The organism is Gordoniibacillus kamchatkensis, assembly GCF_000829455.1.
Lineage (GTDB): Bacteria > Bacillota > Bacilli > Paenibacillales > NBRC-103111 > Gordoniibacillus > Gordoniibacillus kamchatkensis.
Genome location: NZ_JXAK01000031.1, coordinates 1 through 16,572, shown reverse-complemented (window position 1 = coordinate 16,572; position 16,572 = coordinate 1). Strand labels below are relative to the sequence as shown.

Genomic DNA, 16,572 nt, shown 5'->3' with positions numbered 1-16,572 from the left:
GGTTAACGACTTGCGCGTAGATCCGAATACATTAGAGCTTACTGAAAAAATGGTCTCCCTGAACCGCGTAGCCAAAGTTGTTAAAGGCGGACGCCGTTTCAGCTTCAGCGCACTCGTCGTTGTCGGCGACGGCAAAGGCTGGGTTGGCGCAGGCATCGGCAAAGCGGCCGAAGTTCCGGACGCGATTCGCAAAGGCATCGAAGACGCGAAGAAGAATCTGATCCACGTTCCGATCGTCGGAACCACGATTCCTCACCTCGTGGAAGGCCATTTCGGCGCAGGCAAAGTGCTGCTGAAGCCGGCATCCGAAGGTACCGGTGTTATCGCAGGCGGCCCGGTTCGCGCCGTGCTTGAGCTGGCTGGTATCGGCGACATTTTGACGAAATCCCTGGGTTCGAATAACCCAATCAATATGGTTCACGCTACGCTCGAAGGTCTGAGCCGTCTCAAGCGCGCAGACGAGGTAGCGAAGCTTCGCGGTAAAACCGTCGAAGAACTGTTAGGGTAAGGAGGGGTAACGATGGCTAAATTGCAAATTACCCTAAAGAAAAGCCTCATCGGCCGTTCACAGACACAGCGTACGACGGTGAACGCTCTAGGCCTTCGCAAAGTGAACCAGACTGTCGTTCAAAACGATAACGAAGCGATTCGCGGTATGGTGAACCAAGTGAGCCACCTGATTGAAGTAAAGCAAATTGAGGCGTAACGTATAATTTTGACACAGAGGAGGTGCTAGCGATGAAACTGCATGATCTGAGCTCCGCTGAAGGATCCCGCCATACTCGCAAGCGTGTTGGCCGTGGCGTGGGCAGCGGCATGGGGAAAACTTCGACTCGCGGCCACAAAGGTCAGAACGCTCGCTCCGGCGGCGGAGTAAGACTCGGCTTCGAGGGCGGCCAAAACCCGCTGTACCGCCGATTGCCGAAGCGCGGCTTCAACAACCCGTTCCGCACGGAATACGCGGTTGTGAACGTTCAGGATCTGAACGCGTTCGAGGCAGGTACCGAAGTGACTCCGGAGCTGCTGAAGCAGGCCGGTCTGGTGAAAGATCAGCTCGACGGTATCAAGATTTTGGGAAGCGGCGAACTGAACGTCAAGCTGACGGTTAAAGCGAACAAGTTCTCGCAATCTGCGGTAGAGAAAATCCAGGCTGCCGGTGGTCAAACTGAGGTGATCTGATGTTCCGAACGATATCCAATATCTTTAGGGTAGAGGATTTGCGGAAAAGAGTTCTTTTCACGCTGCTCATCTTGATCGTTTACCGCATCGGTGCCTTCGTACCGGTACCTAACATCGATACGGAAATTCTCAAAATGCAAGACCAAGCTGGCGGAGCCGATGTGTTCAACTTGCTGAACACATTTTCCGGCGGCGCGCTGTTTAACTTCTCCATCTTCGCGATGGGGATTATGCCTTACGTAACGGCGTCGATCATCGTCAACCTGCTGTCGATGGATGTCATTCCGAAGTTCACGCAATGGGCGAAGGAAGGCGAAGTCGGCCGCAAGAAGCTGGCGCAGATTACCCGTTACGGCACCGTCATTCTCGGTCTCGTTCAGGCGTTCGGCACGGCAGTCGGCTTCAACCGGCTGTATGGCGCAAGGCTCGTGCTCGATCCGAGCTTTGCGACTTATGCGCTGATTGCCGTCGTTTTGACCGCCGGCACCGCATTTCTGATGTGGCTCGGCGAGCAAATTAACGAGAACGGGATCGGCAACGGCATCTCGGTGATCATTTTCGCCGGTATCGTCGCCGTCATACCGAGAAACTTGAACCAAATTTACCAGACGCAGATCGCCGGTGCAGGCGACGCGCTGTTCCTGAACATCGTCAAGCTTGTCGTGGTTTTGATCGTGGTCATTCTGCTCATCGCAGGCGTCATTTTCGTCCAGCAAGGGGTTCGCAAAATTCCTGTGCAATACGCCAAGCGCGTAGTCGGACGGAAAATGTACGGCGGCCAGACGACGCACATCCCGTTGAAAGTGAATGCTGCCGGCGTCATTCCGGTTATCTTCGCTTCGTCGCTGCTCATTTTCCCGCCGACGATCGCAAGCTACTGGAGAGGCAACGTTGTCGCCGACTGGATTATTCAGAACCTCACTTATACGGCGCCGATCGGCATGGTGCTGTACGTTCTGATGATCATCGGCTTCACTTACTTCTACACGTTTGTGCAGATCAATCCGGAGCAGATGGCCGAACAGATGAAAAAGAACGGCGGCTACATTCCGGGCATTCGCCCCGGAAAGGCGACGCAGGTTTATCTGATTCGCGTCATGAACCGGATCACGCTGTCCGGATCGTTATTCCTGGCGCTCATCTCGATACTGCCGATGCTGTTCGTCGATATCGCAGGGCTGCCGCAATCGATTCGGGTCGGCGGTACGTCGCTCCTGATCCTGGTCGGTGTCGCTCTGGAGACGATGAAGCAGATCGAGAGCCAGTTAATCAAACGCCACTACAAAGGTTTTATCAACAAATAGGCAATAGGTACTGATGCTGTAGGGCACCTAAAGCGTCGGCACCTATTGTGCTGTTCGTCAAACGCCATAGGGCAATGGAGGAGAGCGGACGTGAACGTACTGTTTATGGGTCCTCCCGGTGCAGGCAAAGGCACGCAAGCGGAGCAAATTGTTTCTGAATTTCGCATTCCCCATATCTCTACCGGCGACGCTTTTCGCTTGGCGATGAGCAGGGCACTCCGCTCGGCGTAGAAGCAAAATCCTACGTGGACAAAGGACTGCTCGTTCCGGATGAGATCACGAACGGCATCGTCAAGGAGCGCCTCGCTCAGCCGGACTGCAGCGGCGGATTTTTGCTTGACGGCTATCCGCGGACGCTGGCGCAGGCGGAAGCGCTCGACGGCATGCTGAGCTCGCTCGGCAAATCGCTCGATCACGTCATCAACCTGAAGGTTGACCGGGGGCTGCTCCTCGCCCGGCTGACCGGACGCCGCATTTGCAAATCGTGCGGGGCCACGTATCACGTGATGTTCAACCCGCCGAAGCAAGAAGGCGTCTGCGACAAGTGCGGCGGCGAGCTGTACCAGCGCTCGGACGATACCGAAGAGAAAGTCGGCACCCGGCTTGACGAATACCTGAACAAAACCGCTCCTTTGCTCGATTTCTACGCTAAGAAAGGAATCTTGCACGAAGTGAACGGCGAACAAGACATTCAAACGGTGACTGCCGAGATCCATGCTCTGCTGCGAGGTCAGGCCTAATGATCATCTGGAACACGTTTTCCGGCAGCTTATGCGCTTCTACGACGTATTTGCGTTATGCGGCGGCTCGGGCCGCGCACGCTCCCGTTGAAGGTGCAGGTGGGTGGAAGTGAAAGAGCCGCAAGCCCCGCAGCTAGGCCAGCTCGTGCGCAATCTGCGAGGCCGCGACGAGGGCAAGATTGCCGTCATCGTCGGCATTCAGGATGAACGTTTCGTGCTCATCGCCGACGGCGACAAACGAAAGTTCGACCAACCGAAGAAGAAGAACGTGCTCCACCTCGAGCTGCTGCCCAGGCACAGCGAAGAGGTTGCCGACTCGCTTCGGGAAACCGGCCGCGTTACGAACGGAAAGCTGCGTTACGCCATAACCAAATATGTCGAGAGTCAACCGACTGCAGAAGCGCAAGAGAAAGGAGAATGACTGTGGCCAAAGAAGATGTGATTGAAGTCGAAGGTAAAGTCATCGAACCGCTTCCGAATGCGATGTTCAAAGTGGAGCTCGAGAACGGACATCAAATTTTAGCGCACGTGTCCGGCAAAATCCGGATGCACTTCATCCGCATTTTGCCCGGGGACAAAGTGACCGTGGAGCTGTCCCCTTACGACTTGACCCGCGGCCGGATCACGTACCGTTTCAAATAGCGTATGCTTACGAAGCCAGCTTTCGCTATAGAAAGCTTTTAGGAGGAATACCTATGAAAGTCAGACCTTCGGTTAAACCGATCTGCGAAAAATGCAAGGTTATCAGACGTAAGGGCAACGTCATGGTTATCTGCGAAAATCCGAAGCACAAACAAAAACAAGGGTAATAAGGAGGTGCACGCACAAACATGGCACGTATTGCTGGTGTAGACTTGCCTCGCGACAAACGCGTCGTTATTGCGCTGACGTACATTTTCGGTATCGGCAACACCACTGCACAAAAGATTATCGCTCAAACTGGCGTTAACCCGGACACTCGCGTTCGCGACCTGACGGAAGACGAAGTGAGCAAAATCCGCGACGTGATCGACAAGACGCTGAAAGTGGAAGGCGACCTCCGCCGCGAGATCGCTCTGAACATCAAGCGCCTGATCGAGATCGGCTGCTATCGTGGCGTTCGTCACCGCCGCGGCCTGCCGGTGCGCGGCCAACGCACGAAAACGAATGCTCGTACGCGCAAAGGCCCTCGCCGTACGGTAGCGAACAAGAAGAAATAATAAAGGGGGGACAATTAACCAATGGCAAAACCAACGAAAAAAGTCGTCCGTACCAAGCGTCGTGACCGTAAAAATATCGAGTCCGGCGTTGCGCATATTCGCTCTACGTTCAACAACACGATCGTTACGATCACGGACCCGCACGGCAACGCCATCTCCTGGGCCAGCGCCGGCAACCTCGGCTTCAAAGGCTCCCGCAAGAGCACGCCGTTCGCCGCGCAAATGGCTGCGGAATCCGCTGCGAAAGCGGCTATGGAACATGGGATGAAAACTGTCGAAGTCATGGTCAAAGGTCCTGGCTCCGGCCGTGAAGCCGCGATCCGTTCCCTTCAGGCTGCAGGCCTCGAAGTGAACCTGATCAAGGACGTCACACCGGTGCCGCACAACGGCTGCCGCCCACCGAAACGTCGTCGCGTATAACTAACGGATCACGTGTGGTATATTTATCCATCGCTTGCCAATACTGAATGGATAGGCATACTGCATATTTATGCTTGGAATCCAGAGTGAAACGACGTTTTCGAGGAGGGTACATTTCATGATTGAAATTGAAAAACCAAAAATAGAGACCGTAACCGTCAGCGAGGACGGCACGTACGGCAAGTTCGTGGTCGAACCGCTGGAGCGCGGTTACGGGACAACACTGGGTAACTCTCTGCGTCGTATCTTACTGTCTTCACTTCCTGGAGCTGCAGTTACCTCTGTGCAGATTGATGGAGTTTTGCATGAGTTTTCGACGATCCCCGGGGTGCGGGAAGACGTAACCGAAATTATTCTCAACCTCAAAGGGCTGTCGCTGAAAATTCATTCCGACGAGGAAAAAGTGCTCGAGATCGACGCCGAAGGCGAAGGCGAAATTACGGCCGCCGACATTCGCGGCGACAGCGATGTCGAGATCCTGAATCCGGATCTGCACATCGCTACGCTCGCGTCGGACGCCCGCCTGCACATGAGAATTCATGCGAACCGCGGCCGCGGCTATGTCTCCTCCGACAAGAACAAGAGCGAAGACAAGCCGATCGGCGTCATCCCGATCGACTCCATCTATACGCCCATTACCCGCGTGAACTACAGTGTGGAAAATACGCGCGTCGGCCAAGTGACCAACTATGACAGACTGACACTCGAAGTATGGACCGACGGAAGTATTCGTCCTGAAGAAGCAGTCAGCTTGGGAGCGAAAATCTTGACCGAGCATCTGATGCTGTTCGTCGGGCTCACCGACGAGGCGAAAGATGCGGAGATTATGGTTGAGAAGGAAGAGGACAAGAAGGAAAAAGTGCTCGAGATGACGATCGAGGAGCTCGATCTTTCGGTCCGTTCCTATAACTGTCTGAAGCGCGCAGGCATTAACACTGTGCAAGAACTGATTACGAAGACGGAAGAAGATATGATGAAAGTCCGTAACCTCGGGCGCAAGTCCTTGGAGGAAGTGCAGGAGAAGCTCGAAGAGCTCGGCCTCGGCCTTCGTACGGAAGACTAACGCTAAACAGAAGGAGGTTTGTAGCGACATGGCATACCAAAAGTTAGGCCGTGACTCCAGCGCCCGGAAAGCTTTGTTCCGCGACCTGGTGACCGACCTGTTCATCCACGAGCGCATCCAAACGACAGAGGCGAAAGCGAAAGAAGTGCGTTCCATCGCCGAGAAGCTGATTACGCTGGCGAAGCGCGGCGATCTGTCCGCTCGCCGTCAAGTTGCGGCTTTCGTTCGTCGTGAGGAAGCTCAGAACGACCAGGACGCGATTCAAAAGCTGTTCTCCGAGCTGGCGCCCCGTTACTCGAGCCGCCCGGGCGGATACACCCGCATCCTGAAGCTGGGACCGCGCCGCGGCGATGCAGCTCCGATGGTATATCTGGAATTGGTAGATCGAGTATAGGAACGGATGGGAAAGGGTGGACGGAATCCATGCGATTCTGATGAAGCCCTTTTTTTTGTAGGATTTGAGTTGGAGGAACGTGAAGGTGCGCAACATTCGGTTTGTCGTCAGCTATGACGGTACGGCCTACTCGGGATTTCAGACACAGCCTAGCGGCAATACGGTTCAAGACCGGCTGGAAGCCGCCATTCGCCTGCTGACCGGGGAAAGCGTCAAGCTACGGCGTCCGGACGCACCGATGCCGGCGTGCACGCCCGGGGACAAGTGTGCAATTTTCATACGGAGTCGTCCATTCCGATCGAGCGGTGGAGCCTGGCGCTCAATTCGCGATTGCCGCGCGACATCGTCGTGCTTCATGCGGAGGAAGCTCCTCCTGAATTCCATGCCCGCAAATCGGCCAAGCGCAAAACGTATCGTTATACGATCCGCCGCAGCAAATTTCCCGACGTGTTTCAGCGCGCTTATCAATACCACCATCCGGGAAAGCTCGATGTTCCGGCTATGCAAGAGGCTTTGTCCGCTATTGTCGGCGAACACGATTTCACCTCGTTCTGCTCCATTCATAGCGAATCGGAATCGCACGTCAGAACGGTATACGAGGCTAGCATCGACGAAATTCCCGACCCCGGTGAGCTTCCGGATTCGCCCGCACCGTCCGGAGTGATCACGATTGCGATTACCGGCAACGGGTTTTTATATAATATGGTCCGCATCATCGTCGGCACGTTGATGGAGATCGGCGAAGGGAAGCGGCCGAGAACCGCCATGGCCGACATATTGCGCGCCCGCGATCGCGCCCTGGCCGGGCCGACGGCTGTTGCGCACGGCCTTACGCTATGGAAAGTCGAATATTAACGCTAATTCGCTGTTGCTTTTGCCGGGTGGATGATGTAAAATGATTCTTGGCGTTTCTTGATGGCTATCCCACTGCCCCGAATCAAGATACACCCCAATCCGTTGACTTAGCACCAACGGACCATGCTAGACCATACCATACCATGACTATGAACGTTTCTTAGAATTTTTAGGAGGAACAATGATGCGCACCACATATATGGCGAAACCGCTCGAAACCGAGCGCAAATGGTTAGTCGTAGACGCAGCCGGCCAAACGCTCGGTCGTCTGGCGAGCGAAGTCGCTTCGCTCATTCGCGGCAAGCATAAGCCGCAATTTACTCCGCATGTGGATACTGGCGATTTCGTTATCGTGATCAATGCCGACAAAATCGTCCTGACTGGCAAGAAGCTGCTGCAAAAGAAGTACTACCGCCATTCCGGTTATCCGGGCGCCTGCGTACGACTACGGCGCAAGAGATGCTGAATACGAGGCCGGAGCGCATGATCGAGCTGGCTGTGAAAGGCATGCTGCCGAAGAACAAGCTCGGCCATCAGATGCAGACGAAGCTGAAGGTGTATGCAGGTGCGGAGCATCCGCACGCGGCGCAACAGCCTGAAGTTTGGGAACTTCGCGGATAATCGAAAAGGGAGGATACCTTCGTGGCACAAGTTCAATACTACGGAACAGGTCGTCGGAAGCATTCGGTAGCGCGCGTGCGTCTCGTACCGGGTGAAGGACGTATCATTATCAATAAGCGTGATCTGGGCGACTACTTTGGTCTGGAGACGCTGAAGCTCATTGTGAAGCAGCCGCTGGCTCTGACCGATACGGTAAGCAAATACGACGTGCTCGTGCTTGCGCACGGCGGCGGCATGTCCGGCCAAGCCGGCGCCATCCGTCACGGCATTTCCCGCGCTCTGCTGAAGGCAGACCCGGAACTGCGCGGCTCTCTCAAGAAAGCGGGCTTCCTGACTCGCGACCCGCGTATGAAAGAACGTAAAAAATACGGTCTTAAGGCCGCTCGTCGCGCGCCTCAGTTCTCCAAGCGTTAATCCGCGCAGCGGAGCGGAGCGTCAAGACCGGAACGATATCAAGCAACGGACCTTTTTTGCGAAAAGCAAAAAAGGTCCGTTTTTTTCGTGTAGGCAAGTAACGCCGTATGGCAGATGCCCATATATTACAAGGAGGCTCGAACATATATAAAGGATGTCATTGACAATCTATAGATCTTTATTATAATTAGAGAAAAAGTTAAAATCGCATCTGATTACTCGGAATTAGTAAAAAAGGAGAGAAACATCGTGAACTTGTTCGAGAAAGAAGCTTTAGTGAATGAGAAAGCTGCCGAGTTCGAGCACGCTTCGCCGGAACAGATTTTAGCCTGGGCGGTGCGGACGTTCCCGAGCATTACGCTGGCTTGCAGCTTCGGCGCAGAGGACGTCGTGCTCGTCGACATGCTGCAAAAAATTAGCCCGAGCACGGACATTTTCTATCTCGATACGAACGTGCATTTCAAGGAAACGTACGAGACGCGCGACCGGCTGGAATCGCGCTACGGTACGAAGTTCGTGCAAGTTCTGCCGAAGCTGACGCTCGAGGAGCAGGCACAGCAGTACGGCGACGAGCTGTGGAAGTCCAACCCGAACCAGTGCTGTAACATCCGCAAGGTCGATCCTCTTACCGATGTGCTGCGCCGCTACGATGCGTGGATTACCGGCATTCGCCGCGATCAGGCGCCGACCCGGGCGAATGCGAAGAAGGTCGAATACGACGTGAAATTCGGCCTGATCAAATTCAATCCGCTGGCAAGCTGGACGTCCGACGATGTGTGGCGGTATATTAAAGAGAACGATGTCATTTACAATCCGCTGCACGATCGAAACTTCCCGAGCATCGGCTGCGAACATTGCACGAGACCGGTAGCTCCCGGCGAAGATCCGCGCGCAGGACGTTGGGCCGGCTTCGAGAAGACGGAATGCGGATTGCACAAGTAACGAGCATCGCAAGAGGAGGAACGTTCCAATGACAGCACAAACGATCGCGGCACACGGCGGTACCCTGATCAATCGCCTCGTCACCGGCCGGCGCCGGGAAGAGCTGCTGGGGCAAGCTCGCGAGTTGAATCAGGTGAAGATCAACACTTGGGCGATATCCGATCTGGATTTGATCGGGGTAGGCGCGTTCTCGCCGCTAACCGGGTTTATGGCGGAGGAAGATTACAAGTCCGTCGTGGATACGATGCGGCTGGCAAACGGCCTTGTATGGAGCATCCCGATTACGCTCGGCGTTAAGCCGGAAGTTGCGGCACAGCTGAAAATCGGAGAACGGATCGCTCTCGTTGGCGAAGAAGACGGCGTCGTCTATGCCATTATGGACGTAACGAGCATTTACGAGGCCGACCAGAAGTATGAAGCGGTCAAAGTGTTTAAGACGGACGAAACCGCTCATCCCGGCGTGCAGAAGCTTTATTCGAAGCCTTCCACGTATATCGGCGGACCTGTTGAAGTGCTGAACCGTCCGAAGCCGGCGAAGTTCGAGGAGTTTTATTTCACTCCCGAGCAGACCCGGGCCATCTTCGCCGAAAAAGGTTGGAAAACCGTTGTCGGCTTCCAGACCCGCAATCCGGTGCATCGGGCGCATGAATACATCCAGAAATCGGCGATGGAAATTGTCGACGGCCTGTTTCTGAATCCGCTTGTCGGCGAGACGAAGTCGGACGACGTGCCGGCGAACGTGCGGATGAAGAGCTACCTCGTTCTTTTGGAAAATTACTACCCGAAAGATCGCGTCTTCCTTGGCGTATTCCCGGCAGCGATGCGGTATGCAGGGCCGCGGGAAGCGATTTTCCACGCCATGGTGCGAAAAAATTACGGCTGCACGCACTTTATCGTCGGGCGTGACCACGCGGGCGTCGGTGACTATTACGGCACGTACGAAGCGCAGCAAATTTTCAGCAACTTCACGAAAGAGGAACTCGGCATTACGCCGCTGTTCTTCGAGCATAGCTTCTTCTGCAAAAAATGCGGCAATATGGCTTCCAGCAAAACGTGCCCGCACGACAAGAGCGAGCATGTGCATCTGTCCGGCACGAAGGTGCGGGAGCTGCTGCGCAGCGGGCAATGCCCGCCGCCGGAATTCAGCCGTCCGGAAGTAGCCAAAATCCTGATCGAAGGCATGGCCGAAACCGCCTCCGCCCTTCAACAATAACGCATATTTGTCCACCTCGTCCCATATAGATGGTACAGAGTCTATGGGGAGTTGAGGTGGATTTTTGTATGCGCAAGAAGAAATCGAGATTCGTCGTCTGGCTATCGCCGCAAGGTGTGCTCAAGCTCGCCATGTCCGCTCTGCTCGTCGTGCTGATGGTAGTCGTGTACACGTACGAGCTCCCTTCGACGAAGACGTGGACTCAATGGACGATGCCGCTGTCCGGGAAGACGATCGCCCTCGACGCCGGACATGGCGGCCCGGACGGCGGCTCGAGCAGCAAGGACGGCGTTATCGAGAAAGATATCAATCTGGCGGTAGCTTTCTACGTTCGGGACTACTTGCAGCAGGCCGGGGCGCTGGTCGTCATGACCCGGGAGGAAGACAGAGACTTGGCCAATCCCGACACCAAAGGGCTGAGCCGGCGCAAGACGGAGGATTTGACCAGGCGTTCGGACTTGATCGCGAAGCAGAAAGCCGATTTGCTGCTCAGCGTGCATATGAACGCCATTCCTTCCAGCAAGTGGCGCGGGGCGCAGACGTTTTTCTATGGGAACCACCCGGATAACGCCAAATTGGCCGCTTTGATCCAGGACGAAATCAAGAAGAACCTGCAAAACACCGATCGCGTGGCGAAGCTGCTCGACGCCAACAACTATTTGCTGCGCACCGCCAAAATGCCCGCCGCGCTCATCGAGGTCGGCTTTCTGTCCAATCCGGACGAGGCCAGGCTGCTGGCAAGTCCGGCCTACCAGAAAAAAGTGGCGGCGGCCATTTACCAAGGCGTGCTTCGTTACTACTCAGGGGAGAAAGTTGGATCGCTCTAGGATAATTGGTATAATGGAGCGGAGTCCATTCGGGCTGCCCGGGAAAGCCGGTGCGGAGGATAGCAACGTAGCTCTTCGATCCACATTCCGAATCCGCAGCGGAGCCATACTTTCCAGCGCAGCCTAAGTCCACTACTGGTAAACCGAGGTGTACCATGACGACCCGAGAACAAGTGCTGCAAGCGCTGCAAAGCGTGAACGATCCCGAGTGGTCGCGCAGCGTCGTTGAACTTAACCTGATTAAAGATATCGTCGTGAAACAAGACAGCGTTTCGCTAACCTATATCGTTTCCGCCGGGACGAACGACGCAGGCAAAGATTTGCGCCGCGGCGCCGTTCTGGATGCGCTGCAGCAGCTGCAGCCGGGGGAGATTCGCATTCGATTCCGCGATATGACGGAATTCGAACGGCAAGAGGTGGAGAAAGCGCGGAGCGCCTCCAAAGACCCGCATGCGCCGCCGTCCCAGGCGGGGAAGCCCGCGTCGTCAATCCTGTCGCCGGAATCCGGAGTCGAATTCATCGCCGTTGCATCGGGCAAAGGCGGCGTCGGCAAATCGACGGTCACCGTCAACCTGGCCGTAGCCCTGGCGCGGCGGGGCAAGAAGGTCGGCATCGTCGACGCCGACATATACGGCTTCAGCGTGCCCGACATGATGGGCATCGAGGAGACGCCGCAGCTCGTGAACGAGCGCATCGTGCCCGTGGAGCGTTTTGGCGTGAAGGTCATTTCCATGGGCTTCTTCGTTCAGGACAACGCTCCCGTCATTTGGCGCGGACCGATGCTTGGCAAAATGCTGCGCAACTTTTTCCACGAAGTCGATTGGGGAGACGTGGAGATCATCCTGCTCGATCTGCCGCCGGGGACGGGTGACGTGGCGCTGGACGTGCATCAAATGATTCCGCACAGCCAGGAAATTATCGTGACCACTCCGCATGCAACGGCGGCGTTCGTCGCTGCCCGAGCCGGGGCGATGGCGCGCTCGACGAACCACGAACTGCTCGGGGTCGTCGAAAATATGGCGTATTACGAGTGCGGCAAATGCGGCGAGAAAGATTACGTGTTCGGACGCGGCGGCGGCGCCAAGCTCGCCGACGAGCTGCATACGCAGCTGCTCGCGCAGCTGCCGCTCGGCGCCCCCGACAATCATCCTTCCGAGCCGGACTACGCTCCGTCCGTGTACAAGGCGGATTCGCCGACGGGACAGTTGTATTTAAAGCTTGCGGATGCCGTGCTGGATTATATGTAGACGTAAAAAGAGCTCTTCCTCCAGGTGGGGGAAGAGCTCTTGCTTTAGGGAGCGACTCGGGCTAAATGCGTCATGCTTGGGGCATGTTCGTTTACGTACCCGAATCCCCGCCTCCGCCGGTGTTCTTTTTATCCTTTTTCTTCGTTTGATCGTCGCCGCTGTCGCCGCTATCGCTGCTGTCGCCGCCGCTGCTGTCGCCGCCGCTGCTGTCGCCACCGCCACCGCCTTTTCCACCGCCGCCTTTTCCGCCGCCTTGATCTCCTTGGCGCCTCCCGCGGGGGGTTGGGCCGCCGTGCCTTGTTCGATCGCTTTCTTAAGCATGTTAATCATTTCCACTTTAAACAGCGGGCTTTGCATCGATTCTTGGATGACGTTCATGACATATTGGCGATACTGCATGCTGCGCATCGTATCGATGAGAAGCTTCTGATATTCCGGATTCTTCATGGCGTCCAGATGCAGCTTCTGGTATTCCGGATCCTTCATCAGATCCTTCATCAGCTGTTTGTTTTCTTTCTGAACCGCCTTGGCGAAATCGCCTGCGAACCTCGGGTCGGTCATCAAAGTATGCAAAAATGCACTATTCTGCTGATCGGTCAGCACATCCTTGACGGCGAGCTGAAGCTGCTGGGCGTCTGCGACTGCCAGCGTCTTGATTCCGGTTGCTCCAAATCTGGCGGCGCCCATGCCTGCAGCGCCCATGCCCCCTCCGCCTCCTGACGAACCTCCGCCCGTCCCGCCTGACGAACCGCCTGACGTACCGCCTCCCGCGCCTCCGCCTGTACTTCCGCCCGCACCTCCGGCGGTGCCATCCTCGAGCCCGAACACCGCAGATTGGACTGCCCTTCGGCCATCATCGGATTTCAATATGTCCATCACCATCGATTTCGTGTCTTTATAGCTGGTGGCGGTCGCGGTCCCGCCGCTCGAAGTATCCGAACCGCATGAGGTCAGCAGCAAGACAGCGGCGATGGAGATAAACCGCAGTGTCTTATTCATGATGCCAAGGCTCCCTTCGGTAGGTTGTAGATCTAGTTTGCGGTGGAGCCGTGCGCTTTATGATGCGGCATAAGTGGCATTTTGTTGTGAACGTTGGTACAATTAGCTATTAGAAGTTCGGCTGCCGCATGCGGCGGCGTTTTGGAGGCTGGATGTAGTGACGCTGCGCAAATGGTTTCATCTGTTCTGGACGACGCTGCTGCTTGGCATCGTGCTTGGTCTCGCCGCGGGCCTTATTTTATCGGTCGGCCAATTCGAGCTGGCGATGCCGGGGCTTCGCGCGATCGGCTTTAACATGTTGTATATGATACTGGTCGGCGCTACAGTGTCGATTTTGTCCCAAATGGGATACTTCGCATTCCTAATTGTCCGCTATGTCGGCCTCGGCATCATTCGCAACAAAAAAACGTGGGATTTGCTCCAGTGGGCGCTTGTCGTCATTGCGATGTTCGAACTCGTCTCTTTGCGGTACATTCAATTCGGCGGCAGCTGGTTCGCGTATGTGCCTTTGGCGGCTGTTATGTTGGCGGTATCGCTTCTGGTTGCTTACTGGAAAGTAAAGCTTACGAATGCCAATGGATTTTTGCCGACCTTGTTCTACATGTACGTCGTTACGATCCTCGAAGCCATTCCGGCTCTGCGGACGAACAACGCTTCGGGGATTTTCTTTATGCTCGTTCCGCTGCTGGGCTGCAACGCGTGGCAAATTCTTATTTTGCCGCGCATTTTGCAAAATCAAAAAGAGCCGGCTGCAGCCGACTCCAAATAATATTGCGCGAACGCGGGCTATGATAACGGTTTAAACGTCTGGTCTTCGACCGGCTTGTTGTTCACCTGCGTCTGCTGAAGCAGCTCGCTGACCGATACGAATTCGTACCCTTTGGCGCGCAGCTGATCGATGATTTGCGGCAGCGCGGCGGCGGTCTGCACGGAAGAATCGCTGGCGTGAAGCAGTATGATATCGCCGGGGTGGGCACGGGTTACAACGCGCTTGACGATGCTGTCGGCGCCGATGTCTTTCCAATCGTAGGAGTCAGTGTCCCATTGAATGACCGTATAGCCAAGGCTGTCGGCAATCGTGAGCACGCGCTTGTCAAAATCGCCGTTTGGCAGGCGGATGAGAGTCGGGCTTTTGCCTGTAGCTTCGGACAGCAATTGATGAGCGGTCAAAATTTGCTTGCGGATATCCGCCTCTTCCAGCTCGCTGTAATTCGTAAACTTGTGGCCGTGGCTGCCGATCTCGTAGCCGTCCTTGACGATTCGTCCAACCACCTCCGGGTGTGCTTTTGCCCATGGCGAGGAGAGGAAGAACGTCGCGTTTTTCACCTTTTTGTCTTCGAGCACTTTGATGATCGGCTCCGTCCGCTTCTCACCCCAGCTGATATCGAAAGTAAGAGCCAATATCTTTTTGTCCGTGGGAACGCTAAACACCGCGGCCGGCTGCTCGCTGGCAAAGGCACTGACATTCGTTTGTTCGGAATAAATAATCCCTGCGGCGAACATGACCGCTGCCGCGATGAAAATAAACTGCTTAATGCGCTTCCCGTTCACCACCAAGAACACGTTCATGTTGTTCCGGCCTCCTTGCGTTGTCCCGAAGGGCTTGTTCCTGTTTTTGTACAAGTGTATGCGGGGATTCGGCGCTTATGACTATTCGAAAGGGGCTCCTGCCCGTGAGACTTCGTCTTCTTTTTGCGGATTTCCGCCGCATGAACAAATACTTTGTCGCAGCCGCCGCGGTGTTTATCGCCGGATTTGTGCTTGGCATCGAAGGCTCGGGCCGTTACGCCGGCTTTATTGAGCAGCAGCTCAAAGGTCTGGAGCACCTTGCCTCCACCGTACAAAACAAGCCAAATCCGCAGCTGTGGCTATTTGTCCTCATTTTCCTGAACAATGTATGCAAATCGCTCATTTTTGTCTACTTCGGGCTGTTTTTCGGAGTGCTTCCGATCGGCGTGTTGGTCGTGAACGGCATGATTCTCGGCTATGTCGCCTCCGCCCAAGCTCATAACCAGTCGTGGTGGTACGTGGCCAAAGGCATTTTGCCGCACGGAATTATCGAGATTCCTGCGGTGATCATTGCTTGCGCATACGGAATCCGGCTCGGATTTATCGTTCTCAAAGGCGTCGGGTCGCCTTTTGTGCCGGGGCTCGGGACGCGGGTGCGCGGCGAACTGATCCACACGTTCAAAATGACGCTGCCGCTCGCGGGCTTGCTGACATGCGCATTGCTCGTTGCCGCCGCTATTGAAAGCACCGTAACGTATTGGCTGGTGAAATAGAGAAAATATTTTTGCGGCCAGCCATCATAAAAATGCCAAAAACTGAACATAACAGTAAAGCCATCACCTGCAGCGACTGCTGAAGGGTATGTGCATGAAAGCGCCGAATCGCAGCCTGAACGGAATTAGCGTGCTTTTGTGTGCATACCCTTTTTGCCTCTCATTATGGGCGCGATTTGCGAAAGGAGTTTAGGTTAGCGTTATGTTAGGGTTTTTGTTTAATGAGCGCGAATGCCGCGAGCTTGATTACGTGCTTCGCAAAGAGCTTGACGAGATGCTGTTCGATCTGAATGACAAGCGCATCGACACCGATATCAAAGGGGCGATTGAATCTCGGTACAAAGTCATATTCCGCATGTATGCGCGGTTCGCTTCTCCGAAGGAAATTTCCCGCTACGCCCGCAACCGCGTTTTCCGATAAAAGGAAGCTGCGGCGGTGTTGACTTTTGGGCGCGGGATGTGATACTTTATTACTCGCCGCTTCAAAAGCACCGGACAAGCAAGCTGGAGATAATAATTTCCACTTGCACCGGACAGGGCGGATGTGATATATTATAAAAGTCGCCGCTGAAACGGCTGGCGATGAAAAGCAAGACGATTGCTCCTTGAAAACTGAATGACGAGTGAGAGGTTTTCGCAAGAAAACAACACGCAAGTGTTAAGTAAGAGCTATAGATTCAAACTTTATTGGAGAGTTTGATCCTGGCTCAGGACGAACGCTGGCGGCGTGCCTAATACATGCAAGTCGAGCGGAGTGAGTCCTTCGGGGCTCGCTTAGCGGCGGACGGGTGAGTAACACGTAGGCAACCTGCCTGTAAGACCGGGATAACTACCGGAAACGGTAGCTAAGACCGGATAGCTGGTCTTCTCGCA

At 55.1% G+C, this 16,572-nt stretch carries 21 protein-coding genes, 1 rRNA gene and 3 pseudogenes; 23 read left to right on the top strand and 2 right to left on the bottom strand.

Translation table 11 applies throughout. The annotated features are described in order from the left end of the window. Window positions 1–10: 10 nt before the first annotated feature. The 19 genes and pseudogenes from rpsE (at window position 11) to SD70_RS17610 (ending at window position 12,418) form a co-directional block, all read left to right on the top strand. Window positions 11–508 carry a 30S ribosomal protein S5 gene (gene rpsE / locus SD70_RS17700; protein WP_041048876.1) on the top strand — a complete coding sequence of 166 codons (498 nt, stop codon included), beginning with the start codon at window positions 11–13 and terminating at the stop codon, window positions 506–508. Window positions 509–520: 12 nt separating this feature from the next. Beyond that, window positions 521–706, top strand: coding sequence for a 50S ribosomal protein L30 (gene rpmD, locus SD70_RS17695; RefSeq protein ID WP_041048875.1), 186 nt, complete (start codon window positions 521–523; stop codon window positions 704–706). A 32-nt stretch (window positions 707–738) separates the two neighbouring features. Beyond that, window positions 739–1,179: a 50S ribosomal protein L15 gene (gene rplO / locus SD70_RS17690; RefSeq protein WP_041048874.1), complete on the top strand. Its 441-nt coding sequence runs from the start codon at window positions 739–741 to the stop codon at window positions 1,177–1,179. Then, the gene (secY, locus tag SD70_RS17685; RefSeq protein WP_041048873.1) at window positions 1,179–2,483 is read left to right on the top strand and encodes a preprotein translocase subunit SecY; all 1,305 of its coding nucleotides are present in this window, start codon (window positions 1,179–1,181) and stop codon (window positions 2,481–2,483) included. Before rplO ends, secY begins: the two co-directional genes overlap by 1 nt. A gap of 90 nt (window positions 2,484–2,573) precedes the next feature. Beyond that, window positions 2,574–3,223 (top strand): annotated as a pseudogene (locus SD70_RS17680) (adenylate kinase). Window positions 3,224–3,332: 109 nt separating this feature from the next. Continuing rightward, entirely contained in the window at window positions 3,333–3,644 is a 312-nt protein-coding gene (locus SD70_RS17675; protein ID WP_041048872.1) for a KOW domain-containing RNA-binding protein, read from the top strand. A gap of 2 nt (window positions 3,645–3,646) precedes the next feature. After that, a complete protein-coding gene (gene infA, locus SD70_RS17670) occupies window positions 3,647–3,865 on the top strand; it encodes a translation initiation factor IF-1 (protein ID WP_041048871.1) in 219 nt (72 codons plus the stop codon). Window positions 3,866–3,918: 53 nt separating this feature from the next. Continuing rightward, entirely contained in the window at window positions 3,919–4,032 is a 114-nt protein-coding gene (gene rpmJ / locus SD70_RS17665; protein WP_003333770.1) for a 50S ribosomal protein L36, read from the top strand. 21 nt (window positions 4,033–4,053) lie between these two features. Continuing rightward, window positions 4,054–4,422, top strand: coding sequence for a 30S ribosomal protein S13 (rpsM, locus tag SD70_RS17660; RefSeq protein WP_041048869.1), 369 nt, complete (start codon window positions 4,054–4,056; stop codon window positions 4,420–4,422). Between the two features lie 21 nt (window positions 4,423–4,443). Next, window positions 4,444–4,842: a 30S ribosomal protein S11 gene (rpsK, locus tag SD70_RS17655; RefSeq protein WP_041048868.1), complete on the top strand. Its 399-nt coding sequence runs from the start codon at window positions 4,444–4,446 to the stop codon at window positions 4,840–4,842. 118 nt (window positions 4,843–4,960) lie between these two features. Beyond that, window positions 4,961–5,905: a DNA-directed RNA polymerase subunit alpha gene (locus SD70_RS17650; protein WP_041048867.1), complete on the top strand. Its 945-nt coding sequence runs from the start codon at window positions 4,961–4,963 to the stop codon at window positions 5,903–5,905. A 28-nt stretch (window positions 5,906–5,933) separates the two neighbouring features. Further along, entirely contained in the window at window positions 5,934–6,299 is a 366-nt protein-coding gene (rplQ, locus tag SD70_RS17645; RefSeq protein ID WP_041048866.1) for a 50S ribosomal protein L17, read from the top strand. A gap of 85 nt (window positions 6,300–6,384) precedes the next feature. Beyond that, window positions 6,385–7,154: pseudogene (gene truA / locus SD70_RS17640) on the top strand (tRNA pseudouridine(38-40) synthase TruA). A gap of 181 nt (window positions 7,155–7,335) precedes the next feature. After that, window positions 7,336–7,775: pseudogene (rplM, locus tag SD70_RS17635) on the top strand (50S ribosomal protein L13). Between the two features lie 21 nt (window positions 7,776–7,796). Further along, on the top strand, window positions 7,797–8,189 hold the full coding sequence (gene rpsI, locus SD70_RS17630; RefSeq protein ID WP_041048863.1) for a 30S ribosomal protein S9: 393 nt from the start codon (window positions 7,797–7,799) through the stop codon (window positions 8,187–8,189). 249 nt (window positions 8,190–8,438) lie between these two features. Beyond that, a complete protein-coding gene (locus SD70_RS17625; RefSeq protein WP_041048862.1) occupies window positions 8,439–9,131 on the top strand; it encodes a phosphoadenylyl-sulfate reductase in 693 nt (230 codons plus the stop codon). A 28-nt stretch (window positions 9,132–9,159) separates the two neighbouring features. Continuing rightward, the gene (sat, locus tag SD70_RS17620) at window positions 9,160–10,344 is read left to right on the top strand and encodes a sulfate adenylyltransferase (RefSeq protein WP_041048861.1); all 1,185 of its coding nucleotides are present in this window, start codon (window positions 9,160–9,162) and stop codon (window positions 10,342–10,344) included. A gap of 68 nt (window positions 10,345–10,412) precedes the next feature. Then, window positions 10,413–11,171, top strand: coding sequence for an N-acetylmuramoyl-L-alanine amidase CwlD (cwlD, locus tag SD70_RS17615; protein ID WP_041048860.1), 759 nt, complete (start codon window positions 10,413–10,415; stop codon window positions 11,169–11,171). A gap of 155 nt (window positions 11,172–11,326) precedes the next feature. Beyond that, window positions 11,327–12,418, top strand: a complete 1,092-nt coding sequence (locus SD70_RS17610) for an Mrp/NBP35 family ATP-binding protein (protein ID WP_041048859.1) — start codon at window positions 11,327–11,329, stop codon at window positions 12,416–12,418. Here the strand turns inward: SD70_RS17610 and gerD are convergent. Beyond that, window positions 12,383–13,417 (bottom strand): spore germination lipoprotein GerD, encoded by a 1,035-nt coding sequence (gerD, locus tag SD70_RS17605; protein ID WP_052487576.1) that lies wholly within the window; start codon window positions 13,415–13,417, stop codon window positions 12,383–12,385. The genes SD70_RS17610 and gerD overlap by 36 nt on opposite strands. A gap of 157 nt (window positions 13,418–13,574) precedes the next feature. Here gerD and SD70_RS17600 point away from each other — a divergent pair, with 157 nt between their 5' ends. After that, a complete protein-coding gene (locus SD70_RS17600; protein WP_041048858.1) occupies window positions 13,575–14,186 on the top strand; it encodes a KinB-signaling pathway activation protein in 612 nt (203 codons plus the stop codon). A 17-nt stretch (window positions 14,187–14,203) separates the two neighbouring features. Here the strand turns inward: SD70_RS17600 and pdaB are convergent, their stop codons facing one another. Next, window positions 14,204–14,986: a polysaccharide deacetylase family sporulation protein PdaB gene (pdaB, locus tag SD70_RS17595; RefSeq protein WP_041048857.1), complete on the bottom strand. Its 783-nt coding sequence runs from the start codon at window positions 14,984–14,986 to the stop codon at window positions 14,204–14,206. Window positions 14,987–15,126: 140 nt separating this feature from the next. Here pdaB and SD70_RS17590 point away from each other — a divergent pair, with 140 nt between their 5' ends. The 3 genes from SD70_RS17590 to SD70_RS17580 form a co-directional block, all read left to right on the top strand. Continuing rightward, window positions 15,127–15,699 carry a stage II sporulation protein M gene (locus SD70_RS17590; RefSeq protein WP_156158076.1) on the top strand — a complete coding sequence of 191 codons (573 nt, stop codon included), beginning with the start codon at window positions 15,127–15,129 and terminating at the stop codon, window positions 15,697–15,699. Between the two features lie 202 nt (window positions 15,700–15,901). Beyond that, the gene (locus SD70_RS17585) at window positions 15,902–16,120 is read left to right on the top strand and encodes a hypothetical protein (RefSeq protein WP_041048855.1); all 219 of its coding nucleotides are present in this window, start codon (window positions 15,902–15,904) and stop codon (window positions 16,118–16,120) included. Window positions 16,121–16,383: 263 nt separating this feature from the next. After that, window positions 16,384–16,572, top strand: a 16S ribosomal RNA gene (locus SD70_RS17580); the annotation flags it as partial.